General features: G+C 75.5%; 8 protein-coding genes. 7 read left to right on the top strand and 1 reads right to left on the bottom strand.

Annotation, left to right across the window (positions count from 1 at the left end; genetic code table 11):
* Nucleotides 1-305: 305 nt before the first annotated feature.
* The 5 genes from ACZ501_RS05005 (at nucleotide 306) to ACZ501_RS05025 (ending at nucleotide 9,519) form a co-directional block, all read left to right on the top strand.
* Nucleotides 306-3,452 carry an FtsK/SpoIIIE domain-containing protein gene (locus ACZ501_RS05005; RefSeq protein WP_468792580.1) on the top strand — a complete coding sequence of 1,049 codons (3,147 nt, stop codon included), beginning with the start codon at nucleotides 306-308 and terminating at the stop codon, nucleotides 3,450-3,452.
* Nucleotides 3,453-3,556: 104 nt separating this feature from the next.
* Entirely contained in the window at nucleotides 3,557-4,939 is a 1,383-nt protein-coding gene (locus ACZ501_RS05010) for an ABC transporter substrate-binding protein (RefSeq protein ID WP_361604667.1), read from the top strand.
* Nucleotides 4,940-4,943: 4 nt separating this feature from the next.
* Nucleotides 4,944-6,293, top strand: a complete 1,350-nt coding sequence (locus ACZ501_RS05015) for a carbohydrate ABC transporter permease (RefSeq protein WP_468792582.1) — start codon at nucleotides 4,944-4,946, stop codon at nucleotides 6,291-6,293.
* Entirely contained in the window at nucleotides 6,290-7,129 is an 840-nt protein-coding gene (locus ACZ501_RS05020; RefSeq protein ID WP_468792585.1) for a carbohydrate ABC transporter permease, read from the top strand. The genes ACZ501_RS05015 and ACZ501_RS05020 overlap by 4 nt, the downstream gene beginning before the upstream one ends.
* Nucleotides 7,130-7,236: 107 nt before the next feature.
* On the top strand, nucleotides 7,237-9,519 hold the full coding sequence (locus ACZ501_RS05025) for a bifunctional glycosyltransferase/CDP-glycerol:glycerophosphate glycerophosphotransferase (RefSeq protein WP_468792587.1): 2,283 nt from the start codon (nucleotides 7,237-7,239) through the stop codon (nucleotides 9,517-9,519).
* A 19-nt stretch (nucleotides 9,520-9,538) separates the two neighbouring features.
* On the opposite strand, the gene ACZ501_RS05030 is transcribed toward ACZ501_RS05025, so the two are convergent.
* Entirely contained in the window at nucleotides 9,539-10,156 is a 618-nt protein-coding gene (locus tag ACZ501_RS05030) for a TetR/AcrR family transcriptional regulator (protein WP_468792590.1), read from the bottom strand.
* Between the two features lie 141 nt (nucleotides 10,157-10,297).
* On the opposite strand from ACZ501_RS05030, the gene ACZ501_RS05035 reads away from it, so the two are divergent.
* Together ACZ501_RS05035 and ACZ501_RS05040 are read left to right on the top strand one after the other, a co-directional pair.
* Entirely contained in the window at nucleotides 10,298-11,197 is a 900-nt protein-coding gene (locus ACZ501_RS05035; protein WP_361604658.1) for an ABC transporter permease, read from the top strand.
* Nucleotides 11,190-11,963 (top strand): ABC transporter ATP-binding protein, encoded by a 774-nt coding sequence (locus ACZ501_RS05040; RefSeq protein ID WP_468792593.1) that lies wholly within the window; start codon nucleotides 11,190-11,192, stop codon nucleotides 11,961-11,963. The genes ACZ501_RS05035 and ACZ501_RS05040 overlap by 8 nt, the downstream gene beginning before the upstream one ends.
* The last annotated feature ends 73 nt before the right edge of the window (nucleotides 11,964-12,036 follow it).

The following is a 12,036-nucleotide window of genomic DNA, read 5'->3' on the forward strand; positions in this document are numbered from 1 at the left end:
GCCGGGGGCGCATTTCCCCCGGATTTCCCGCGCCGGGGTGGCCCCGGCCGCACGGCGGGTGAAGTGCGCCACCGAACTCCAAGATCATTTGTAGTCGGGCGCCGGGCGTGTTGCGGGCGACAGGTGCGAGGATGCACCCGTACGGAACGGCCGGGACGGGAGCCCTGCCTTCCGGCAGACCTGAACGGACGAGGCGTCCGTGCCGGGCGGGGGGTCGATCGGGTGGGGCAGGTCCCGCCGTTTCCCTGCCGGGCGCACGCACGCACCGCGCACTGCGCTCCGCGCAGAAGGGACCGCTGACGGCGATGCAGATCCGGCTGACCGTCCTCGGGTCGCGCAGCGGCCACCAGACCGCCACCGCGCCCGCCGGCTGTGACGTGCTCGTCACCGCGCCCGCCGGCACCGCGCTGGCCGCGGTGGCCTCCGGACTCGCGGCGGCCGCGGGCGGGCCCGACACCGGAGGCACGGTGGTGCTGTACGCCGGCTCGCGCCGGCTCGACCCCCAGCGGGCCGTCCTCGGCGAGCCGCCGCTGGTCGACGGGGCGGTACTGGCCCTGCACACGCCGGGACCGGACGCCGCCGCCGTCCCGGCCGGGGACGGCCCCGGCACCCCGCAGCTGCACGTGGTGGCCGGTCCCGACGCCGGCGGGGTGCACCTGCTGCACCCCGGGGCCGTGCGGATCGGGCGCTCGGCGGACGCCGACGTACCGCTGGACGACCCCGACGTGTCGCGGCTGCACTGCGCGGTGACGGTGCTGCCGGACGGCCGGGTGACGGTGGCCGACCTCGGGTCGACGAACGGCACGGCGCTGGACGGCGCCGAGGTGGGGGCCGCGGCGGTCCCGCTGGCCCCCGGCGCGCTGCTGCGGATCGGCGAGTCCACGCTGCGACTGGCCCCCGGGGGCGGCGAGCCGCCGCTGGCGGTGGCCCCCGACCTGGAGGGCCACCTCTGCCTGCCGGGCGCCTCGGGCGAGGAAGCAGCCGGCACGGGCGCCTCCGGCGTCGGCACGGGCGCCCACGCGGGGGCCTCCGGCGGCGCGGGCGGCCACGCCGGGGTCTCCGGCGGCGCGGGCGGCCACGCCGGGGTCTCCGGCGGCGCGGGCGGCCACGTCGGCGGCGTCGGCGGTACAGAGTCGGTCGGCGGCGGTGCGGGCCGGGTGGGTGGTCGCCCGGCCGGCTCCGGCGGTGACGCGGGAGCCGGCGCAAGCGGCCCCGGCTCCGCCCGGAGACCCGATCCCGCCCTGGGCCTGCGCCCCGGCACCCCCCGCGCCGGCATCCCCGGCAGCGGGAGCGGCACCGCCACCGCCCACCCCGACGGCGTCCCCGGCGCGGCCAGACGCCGGCGCGGCGGCCTCGGGGCCTGGGCCCGCAAGTGGGTGCGCGGCGAGGAGGACGCCCCGGAGCAGCCGGCGGAGCCGGAGGCGGTGGCGGCCGCCGCGCCGGACGAGGACGACCCGGCGGCGCTGCTCCTGGCGGCGCTCGGGCCGACGGAGCGGCTGTGGTCGCGCGGGGCCGGGCACCCCCGGTTCCTGGAGGCGGGGCTCGGCGCGGGCAGCCGGGTCACGCTGCCCGAGTGCGGCTCGCTCGGCGTCGCCGGACCCCGCGCGCGGCTCACGGGGGTGGCCCGGTCGGTGGTCGCCCAGCTCGTGGCGCTGCACGCGCCGGCCCGGCTGGAGGTCGTCCTGCTGGCGGCCGACCGCGCCCGCCCGGTGGCGGAACGCCGCCGGGACTGGGGCTGGCTCGGCTGGCTGCCCCACGTACGCCCGGCGCACGGCCAGGACTGCCGGCTGCTGCTGGCGTACGACCGCGACCAGGCGGCGGCCCGCACCGGGGAGCTGACCCGGCGCCTGGACGACAGCCCCCTGGGCCCCGGCTGGGGCACCGCCGACCCGGCGGCGCTGCGGCAGGCGGCCGCCGCGTACGAGGGGCCGCGCACGCTCGTGGTCCTGGACGGCGACCCGGGCACGGCGGCGCTGCGCGACCTGACCGGACGGCTGGCCTCGCACGGGGCCGCGGCCGGGATCCACCTGCTGGTGCTCGCGGAGGCCCCGGCGGCCACCCCCGCCTCCCCGGTGGCGGCGACGTACGAGACGGCCTGCGCGGCCACCCCGGCGTTCCGCTCCTGCGGCCGCGTCGCGCTGCTCAGCGGTGACGTGGCGACGGCCGTACGGAGCTTCGCGGTGAGCGGCGGCCGGCCGGTCGCGGCGGGCCGTACGGCCGTCGCCGACGGCGTCTCGGCAGCCTGGGCGGAGCGCTTCGCCCGGGCGCTGGCCCCGCTGCGCGCGGACGGCGCCGCGCCGGAGGGCGGCGCGTGCCGTCCGGCGGCCGCCAGCCTCCCGGCGGCCGCACGGCTGCTGGACGAGCTGGGGCTGGCCCGCGCCACCCCGGCCTCCCTGATGGCCCGCTGGGCGGAGGCCACCGAGCAGGGCCAGGGCGTCGGCGGCCTCGCCGAGATCGTGCTCGGCGCCGGCCGGCGCGGGGCGGTCGGCGCGGAGCTGGTCCACGACGGCCCGCACCTGCTCGTGCAGGGTCCCGCCGGGAGCGGCCGCACGGAGCTGCTGCGCTCCGTCGCCGCCTCCCTGGCCGCGGCGGCCCGCCCCGACCGCCTCGGCCTCCTCCTCCTCGACGGCGCCGGCGGCGAGCGCGGCGACGGCCTCCTGCCGTGCACGGAACTCCCGCACGTGTCGGCCCACCTGGTGGCCTCGGACCCGGTGCGCATGCGGGAGTTCGCGCAGGCCCTCGGGGCCGAGCTCAAGCGCCGCCACGAGCTGCTGGACGGCGTGCCGTTCGCCGAGTGGCACGCCCGGCGGGAGGTGTCCGGCCGGATGGTCTCGCCCCGCCGGCCCAGCCCCGGTGAGCTGCGGGGGGACCTCAAATCCCAGCGCACCGGCACCCTGCGGCTGCGTGCGGCCGCCCCCCGCACGGAGACGGCCGCCGGTCCGAGCCCGCTGCCGCGGCTGGTGGTGCTGGTGGACGACTTCGACGCGCTGGTGGCTCCGGCGCTGGGCAGTCCGGGCCGGCCGGCGGCCGGTTCGGTGGTGCGGGTGCTGGAGGCGGTGGCCCGGGAGGGCACCCGGCTGGGGGTGCACCTGGTGGTCGCCAGCGCCCGCCCCGAGCGGACCGCCGAGACCGAGCCGGCCCGGCTGGCGACGCTGCGGGTGGAGCTGGACGCGCCCGATCAGCCGGGGCCGGGCCGGGGGCGGCTGCTGTACGCCGACGGCCGGGCGGTGCCCTTCCAGGCGGGCCGGGTCACCGGCCGGATCCCGCGCACGGCGACCCTGAGGCCGACCGTGGTCCCGGTGGAGTGGGAGCGGATGGGCGACCCGCCGGCCCGCCGGCCGCTGCGCGAGCTGGGCAACGGGCCGACCGACCTCGCGCTCCTGGCCAGCGCCCTCGAACGGGCCTCCCACCTGGTCTCGGCGACTCCGGTGCCGTTCCCGGCCGCCCCCTGAGCGGCGCTGCTCCCCCGCGACGCGCTATTGCGGGGGTGCGCGGGTCGGCGTAGACCTTGTGGCACGCAACACACCACGAGCACGACGGCATCGGGGGCGAGACCATGCGCGTACAGCACGGAACCGGCCACACGAAACGTACGGCGGCCAGAGCCTGGGCGGCGCTGGCCGCGGCGGGCGCGCTCGCGCTCACCGCCTGCGGCGGGGGCGCGGACGGCGGCGGCACGGGGGAGACCCCGCCGGCCGGGCAGCAGAAGCCGCCCACCGTCGACTTACCGAAGCTGCCCGGCGAGAAGCTGGAGGTCGCGGCCGTCTGGACGGGACCCGAACAGGCGAACTTCACCAAGGTGCTGAAGGAGTTCGAGAAGCGGACGGGTGCGAGCGTCACCTTCGTCCCGGCCCAGGACCCCATCGTCACCTTCCTCGGCAGCAAGATCGCGGGCGGTCAGCCCCCGGACGTGGCGCTGCTCCCCCAGGTCGGGGCGCTGGCCTCGGCGGTGCGCAACAAGTGGGCGCAGCCGGTGGGTCCGGAGGCCAAGGCGCAGCTGGAGGCGAACTACTCGCCGGGCTGGCGCACGCTCGGGGCGGTCGACGGCACCCAGTACGGCGTCTACTACAAGGCGGCCAACAAGTCGCTGGTCTGGTACAACGCGAAGGCCTTCGAGGCGGCGGGCGTGAAGCCCCCCGCGACCTGGAAGGAGTTCCTCGCGGCGGCCGACACGCTGTCCGCCTCCGGCACGGCGCCGGTGTCGGTGGCCGGTGCGGACGGCTGGACGCTCACGGACTGGTTCGAGAACGTCTACCTCTCGCAGGCGGGGCCCGAGAAGTACGACCAGCTCGCCCAGCACAGGATCAAGTGGACGGACGACAGCGTCACGCAGGCGCTGACCACCCTCGGCCAGCTGTTCGGCCGCAAGGACTTCCTGGCGGGCGGCCCGAGCGGGGCGCTGTCGACGGAGTTCCCGAAGTCGGTGACGCAGACTTTCACGGGCGGGGACCGGCCGGCGGCGGCGATGGTCTTCGAGGGCGACTTCGTGGCGGTGAACATCGCGCAGACCGAGGCGAAGGTGGGCGAGGACGCCCTGGTCTTCCCCTTCCCGGCGGTGGGCGCGAAGGCGCCGGTGGTGTCGGGCGGTGACGTGGCGGTGGCGCTGAAGCCCTCGAAGGGCGCGCAGGCGCTGCTGACCTTCCTGGCCTCGGCGGACGCGGCGCAGATCCAGGCCCGGGAGGGCGGTTTCATCTCCCCGAACAAGGCGGTGGACTTCTCCGCGTACCCGAACGACATCCAGCGCGGCATCGCGAAGGCGCTGATCGCGGCGGGCGACGACTTCCGCTTCGACATGTCGGACCGGGCTCCGGCGGCGTTCGGCGGGACGCCGGGCGCCGGTGAGTGGAAGGCGCTGCAGGACTTCCTGGCGAACCCGTCGGACGTGGCGGGGACCCAGGCGAGGCTGGAGGCGGAAGCGGCCAAGGCCTACGGGGGCTGAGGCCGTGACGGCGACGACGGGGGGCCGCTCCGGTGCGCCGGAGCGGCGCCGGACGCGGGCCCGTGCGCAGGGCGGCGGGCGCCGGCGGCTGGTCGCGTTGGCGTTCCTGCTGCCGGCCCTGGTGCTGTTGGGGGCGCTGGTGGTGCAGCCCATCGGCTATTCCCTCTACCGCAGCCTCTTCGACCGCTCCGGGGACGGCTTCGTGGGGGCGGGCAACTACCGGCGGATACTGAGCGACCCGGTGATCCGTACGGCCCTGCGGAACACGGCGGTGTGGGTGGTGCTGGCCCCGGCCACGGTGACCGCCCTGGGCCTGGTCTTCGCGGTGCTGACCGAACGGGTGCGCTGGGGGACGGCGTTCAAGCTGCTGGTGTTCATGCCGATGGCGATCTCGATGCTGGCGGCGGGCATCATCTTCCGGCTCGTGTACGACCACGACCCGCACCGGGGCGTGGCCAACGCGGTGTGGGTGGGGGTGCACGACACGTTCGCGCAGTCCTCGGCCTTCCCGGGGGCCCGTCCGGGCCGGGACTCGCCGCTGGAGCCCGCCGCGGGCGGCGCCCTGGTGACGCGTACGCCGGTACGGGCGGGCGTGCCGGTGCTGCTGCCGCTGGTCGGGATGGCGCCGGAGGCCCTGCCCGGGGGGACCCGTACGGCGGGGAGGGCCGCGGCCGCGGCGGGGAAGGTGACCGGCACCGTCTGGCAGGACTTCACCCGGGGCGGGGGCGGCACGGTGAACGCGGTCGACCCGACGGAGTCGGGCCTGTCGGGGATGCGTGTGGAGGCGGTGCGGGACGGCCGGGTGGTGGCTTCGGCGACGGCGGGGGCCGACGGCACGTTCACGCTGCCCGCCGAGGCGGACGGCGCGCTGCTGCGGATGCCGGCGTCGAACTTCCGGGCCGCGTACGCGGGGGTGGAGTGGCTGGGCCCGGTGCTGGTGACCCCGGCGGTGATCGGGGCGTACGTGTGGATGTGGGCCGGGTTCGCGATGGTGCTGATCGGGGCCGGGCTGGCGGCCGTGCCGCGCGAGCTGCTGGAGGCGGCGCGGGTGGACGGGGCGGGCGAGTGGCAGGTGTTCCGCAGGATCACGGTGCCGCTGCTGGCGCCGGTGCTGGTGGTGGTCCTGGTGACGCTGGTCATCAACGTGATGAAGATCTTCGACCTGGTCTTCGTGATCGCGCCGGGCGCGGTGCAGGACGACGCGAACGTGCTCGCGCTCCAGCTGTACCGCACCTCCTTCGGGACGGACGCCGATCCGGGGCTGGGCAGCGCCATCGCGGTGCTGCTGCTGGTGCTGGTGGTGCCGGTGATGCTGATCAACGTCCGCCGGATCCGGAAGGAGGCCTCCCGGTGAGCGCGCTGCGGCGCCTGGCGGGGAGCGTGGTGCTGCGCGTCTTCCTGGTCCTGGCCGCCCTGTTCTGGCTGCTGCCCACGCTGGGCCTGCTGGTGTCCTCGTTCCTGTCCCCGGGCGACCTGAACCGGGGCGGCTGGTGGCGGGCGCTGACCGCCCCGTCGCGGCTGACCGCGTCCAACTACGCGAACCTGCTGGCCAACGACACCATCACCGGCTCGTTGCTGAACACGGCCGCTATCGCCGTGCCGGCGACGCTGCTCGTCCTCGTCCTGGGCTCGCTGGCCGGGTACGCCTTCGCCTGGCTGGAGTTCCCGGGCCGGGACGGGCTGTTCCTGGTGGTGGTGGGGCTGCTGGTGGTCCCCGTGCAGGTGGCGCTCATCCCGGTGTCCGAACTCTTCGGCTCCATCGGCCTGTTCGAGACGACGGCGGGCGTGGTGCTGTTCCACACCGCGTTCGGGCTGCCCTTCGCGGTGTTCCTGCTGCGGAACTTCTTCGCGGAGATCCCGCGCGAGCTGCTGGAGGCGGCCCGTCTCGACGGGGCGGGCGAACTGCGGCTGTTCGCACGGGTGGTGCTGCCGCTGGGCGGCCCGGCGATCGCCTCGCTCGGCATCTTCCAGTTCCTGTGGGTGTGGAACGACATGCTGGTGGCGCTGGTCTTCGCCGACTCCGCGCACCCGCCCGTCACGGTGGCGCTCCAGCAGCAGGTGCGGCAGTTCGGGAACAACATCGACGTCCTGGCGCCCGGCGCCTTCCTGTCGATGGTGGTGCCGCTGCTGGTGTTCTTCGCGTTCCAGCGGCAGTTCGTCACGGGGGTGATGGCCGGAGCGGTCAAGTAGCCCACGGGCAGCGCGGCGACCGGCTCCGACATGGGGTGTTGACGCTGCGTAACCCGAATGCCACACCCTGCGTAACCCGATCGCCGGGGGCGCGGTTCCTGGGCCATATGCCCGCGCCGACCCCTGGATGTGCCGTGCCCCGGTTCAGCGTCATCGTGCCCGCGTACAAGGTTCAGGCATACCTCCAGGAGGGTCTGGAGTCGGTCCTGTCCCAGTCGTACCCGGATCTGGAACTGATCGCGGTCGACGACGCCTCCCCGGACGCCTGCGGCTCGATCATCGACGAGTACGCGGCCCGCGACCCCCGCGTCACCGCGGTGCACCTGGCGCACAACCTCGGGCTGGGCCCGGCCCGCAACGCGGGCCTGGCCCGGGCGACCGGCGACTACGTCCTCTTCCTCGACGGCGACGACACCCTCGCCCCGGGCGCCCTCCAGGCCATCACCGACCGGCTCAAGGCCACCGGCTCCCCCGACGTCCTCGTCTACGACTACGCCCGCGTCTTCTGGACCGGCGAGGTCGTCCGCAACCGCCTCTCCGGCCGGCTGTCCGAGGAGGGCCCCGCGAGCTTCCGGCTCGCCGACCGCCCGGGCCTGCTCGGCATGCTGATGGTGGTGTGGAACAAGGCCTACCGCCGCGAGTACGTGGAGCGCGAGCAGCTCACCTTCCCGCCCGGCCTCTACGAGGACACCCCCTGGACCTACCCGGCGCTGCTGGCCGCCGAGTCCGTGGCCGTCCTCGACCGGGTCTGCGTCCACTACCGCCAGCGGCGCACCGGTTCGATCCTGACCACCACCAGCCGGCGCCACCTCGACGTCTTCGACCAGTACGAGCGGGTCTTCGCCCAGCTCGCCGCCCGCCCCGAACTGGAGCGCTGGCGCCCCGCGGTGCACCGGCGGATGGCCGAGCACTTCTGCGCCGTGTACGCCGACCCGCGCCGCCTGCCGCGTGCCGCCCGCGCCGAGTTCTTCGCCCGGGCCTCGGCCCTGCTGCGCCGCCACCGCGTCCCGGGCCGCGCCGGATCCCCGCCGCTGTCCCTGACCCGCACCGACCGGCTGCGGCACACCCTGATGCGGCTCGGACTGCGGCGCGCCTACCGGCTCGGCTCCGCGGTCCGCGCGGCGGCCCTGGCCGCGGGCCGCGCGGGCTCGGCCCTCGGGCGGGGGCTGCGCGAGAGCGCGCTGCGCCTGCACTACCGCGTGCAGCGGCTGCTCCCGCTGCGCCCCGAACTGGCGGTGTTCTCCGCGTACTGGCACGGCGGCTACGCCTGCAACCCGGCGGCGATCGAGGCGAAGCTGCGGGAACTGGCCCCGCGCATGCGGACGGCGTGGATCTGCGACCCCCGGCACAACGCCACCCTGCCGCCCGGGACGACCGCGCTGCGGCCCGGCTCGGCCGCGTACTGGAGCGCACTGGCCCGGGCCGGGTACCTGACCAGCAACGTCAGCTTCGACCGCGCCCTGGTCAAGCGCCGGGGCCAGGTCCTGCTCCAGACGCAGCACGGCACCCCCCTCAAGCGGGTCGGCCTCGACCTCCAGGACCGCCCGGCGGCCACCCCGACCTCGGACTTCGCCAACCTGCTGCGCGGCGCCGACCAGTGGGACTACCTGCTGTCCTCCAACCGCCACTCCACCCTGGTGTGGGAGCGGGCCGTGCCCGCCTCGTACACCACCCTGGAGTACGGCTACCCCCGCAACGACGCCTTCCACCGGGCCACCCAGGCGGACGTCCTCGCCCTGCGCGAGCGCCTCGGCGTCCCGCCGGGCACCACCGCGGTCCTGTACGCCCCCACCCACCGCGACTACCGGCGCAGCAGGCCCGATCACCTGGACTTCGAGCGGGTCCTGCGGGACCTGGGCCCGCGCTTCACCCTGCTCGTCCGCACCCACCTGACCTACGCGGACAGCCCCGGCACCTGGGAGCCGCACCCGCGCCTGCTGGACGTCTCGGGCCACCCGTCGGTGGAGGAGCTGTGCCTGGCGTCGGACGCGCTGGTCACCGACTACTCGTCCCTGATGTTCGACTACGCGGCGCTGGACCGGCCGATCGTGATCCACGCGGACGACTGGGAGGCGTACGAGGCCGCCCGCGGGACCTACTTCGACCTGCGCTCCTGTCCGCCGGGCGCGATCGCCCGCACCGAGGACGAGCTGGTGGACATCTTCGCCACCGGCCACTGGCAGGGCTCCCGCTCGGCGCAGCTGCGCGCCGCGTTCCGCTCGCGCTTCTGCTCGTACGACGACGGCCACGCGGCCGAGCGCGTGGTGCGCCGGGTCTTCCTGGGGCAGAGCGCGCCGGTACCGGCCGTCATCCCGCTGGAGGAGCGCCGGCCCGCGCCCGCCGCCTCGGCCCCGGACCTCACCCCGCTCACGGCGGGGCTGTGGCCCTGACCTGTGCGGCGCGGCGGTCTCAGCCGGCGCGCAGCCCCGCGACCACCGAGCGGGCGAGCTCGTCGAGGTAGCCCGCCGGCACGGCGTCGCGTACCACCACCTGCCGCCAGTACAGCGGCCCGATCGCCAGGTCGAGGGCGCGGTCGGGGCACGCGGACTGCGGCAGCTCGCCCCGGCCGACGGCGTCGGCGACGATGCCCTCGGCGAGCCTGCGCTGCCCGTCGAGCAGCGCCCCGCGCACCGCGTCGGCGATCTCCGGGTTCCGGGCGGCCTCGACCAGCAGGTCGGGGATGACCGCCGACGCCACCGGGTGCCGCAGCACGTGTGACATCACCTCCAGCAGGGCCCGTACGTCGCCGTAGAGGGACCCGGTGGCGGGGACCGGGATGCCGTCGGCGGCGAACATCCCGACCAGGTCCAGGACCAGGTGGAGCTTGGACTTCCAGCGCCGGTACACGGCGGTCTTGCCGACGCCGGCGCGCCGCGCGATGCCCTCGATCGACATCCGGGCGAAGCCCACCGCGGCCAGCTCTTCCACCACCGCGGCGCGGATCGCCTCGGTCACGTCCTCGCGCAGGACGGCGGCGCCGGCGGGGGCGCGGCGGGCTGAGGGGGCGGCGGCGGGCTCGTTGGTCATGCACAGAGCATAGCGGCGCAGGACGGCACCCACCCGTGACGACGATACGGTTGCGTTCCGACGACCCACGCCCTACCGTCGCCGTAGCGACGATACGGACCCGTCCCGTCGTCATGTGACGCCCCCGTCGAAAGCGATCCCGTGACCACCGTGACCACCGCGCACCCCGCGCCGCCCTCCCCGGCGGAGCTGGCGGCCGCCCACGGCCTGACCCTCAGCGGCGCCCGCCCCTCCCTCCCCCGCTACGTCGCGCAGCTGTGGAACCGCCGCCACTTCGTGACGGCGTACGCCACCGCCCGCATGCACGCCACGTACAGCACGGCCAGGCTCGGCCAGGTCTGGCACCTGATGACGCCGCTGCTCAACGCGGCCGTCTACTACTTCGTCTTCGGCGTCGTGATGCGCGCCGGCAACGCCGTCCCCGACTACGTGCCGTTCCTGATCACCGGCGTCTTCGTCTGGGACTTCATCGGCAGCTCCGTCAACGCCGGCACGCGCGCCGTCCACAGCAACCTCGGCCTGGTCCGGGCCCTGCACTTCCCCCGCGCCAGCCTTCCCCTCGCCTCCGTCGCCCAGCTCTTCCAGCAGCTGCTGGTCACCATGGCGGCGCTGGTCGTCCTGCTGCTGGCCTTCGGCCAGACCCCCTCCGCGTCCTGGCTGATCGCCGTCCCCGCGCTGCTGCTGATGGCCGTCTTCTGCGCGGGCTGCGCCATGGCGATGGCCCGCATCGGCAGCAAGAACCCCGACGTCAGCCAGCTGATGCCGTTCGTCCTGCGCACCTGGATGTACTCCTCGGGAGTCATGTGGTCCATCGACTCCGTCCTCAGGACCGACGACCTGCCGCACTGGGTCTCGCTGATGCTCAAGACCAACCCGGCGGCCGTCTACATCGACCTGATGCGCTTCGCCCTGATCGACAGCTTCCCGGCGGGCTCGCTCCCGCACCACGTGTGGCCGATCGCCATCGGCTGGGCGCTGCTCGCCGGCGTCGGCGGCTTCGTCTACTTCTGGAAGGCAGAGGAGGAATACGGCCGTGGCTGACACCCGCACCCGCATCCCGACCGTCATCGCGGACGAGGTCCACGTCGTCTACACGGTGCACGGCGCCGGCGCCCGCAAGGGCGGCGCCACCGCCGCCCTCAGCCGGCTCCTGACGCGCCGGGCCGCCCCCGGCGTCCGCGAGGTCCACGCCGTCAAGGGCGTCAGCTTCACCGCGTACAAGGGCGAGGCGATCGGCCTGATCGGTTCGAACGGCTCGGGCAAGTCCACCCTCCTCAAGGCCATCGCCGGCCTCCAGCCGGTGGCGCGCGGGGCGGTGTACTCACACGGCCAGCCGTCCCTGCTGGGCGTCAACGCCGCCCTGATGAACGACCTCACCGGCGAGCGCAACGTGGTCCTCGGCGGTCTGGCGATGGGCATGTCCCGCCGGCAGGTCCGCGAGCGCTACCAGGACATCGTCGACTTCTCCGGGATCAACGAGAAGGGCGACTTCATCTCCCTGCCCATGCGGACCTACTCCTCCGGCATGGGCGCCCGGCTGCGGTTCTCCATCGCCGCCGCCAAGGACCACGACGTCCTGATGATCGACGAGGCCCTCGCCACCGGCGACGCCGCCTTCCAGCGCCGCAGCCAGGCCCGCATCGAGGAGCTCCGCGCCCGCGCCGGCACCGTCTTCCTCGTCAGCCACGGCATCGGCACCGTCCGCGAGACCTGCGACCGGGCGATCTGGCTGGAGTCGGGCGTCCTGCGCATGGACGGCCCCTCCGAGGAGGTCTGCGACGCGTACGAGGCCTTCACCCGCCGCTGACCTCCCGGCGGCTCGCCCGCTCCCGCCGCGACCCGGGTGCAGCACCGGGACGCACCCGCACGGGCGACCTCCG

It is taken from the genome of Streptomyces sp. NPDC034085 (genome assembly GCF_055575555.1).

Bases quoted from the DNA above. Each gene is read 5' to 3' on its own strand.
- ACZ501_RS05005 (WP_468792580.1), top strand. From the start codon at position 306: ATGCAGATCCGGCTGACCGTCCTCGGGTCGCGCAGCGGCCACCAGACC.
- ACZ501_RS05010 (WP_361604667.1), top strand. From the start codon at position 3,557: ATGCGCGTACAGCACGGAACCGGCCACACGAAACGTACGGCGGCCAGA.
- ACZ501_RS05025 (WP_468792587.1), top strand. From the start codon at position 7,237: ATGCCCGCGCCGACCCCTGGATGTGCCGTGCCCCGGTTCAGCGTCATC.
- ACZ501_RS05030 (WP_468792590.1), bottom strand. From the start codon at position 10,156: ATGACCAACGAGCCCGCCGCCGCCCCCTCAGCCCGCCGCGCCCCCGCC.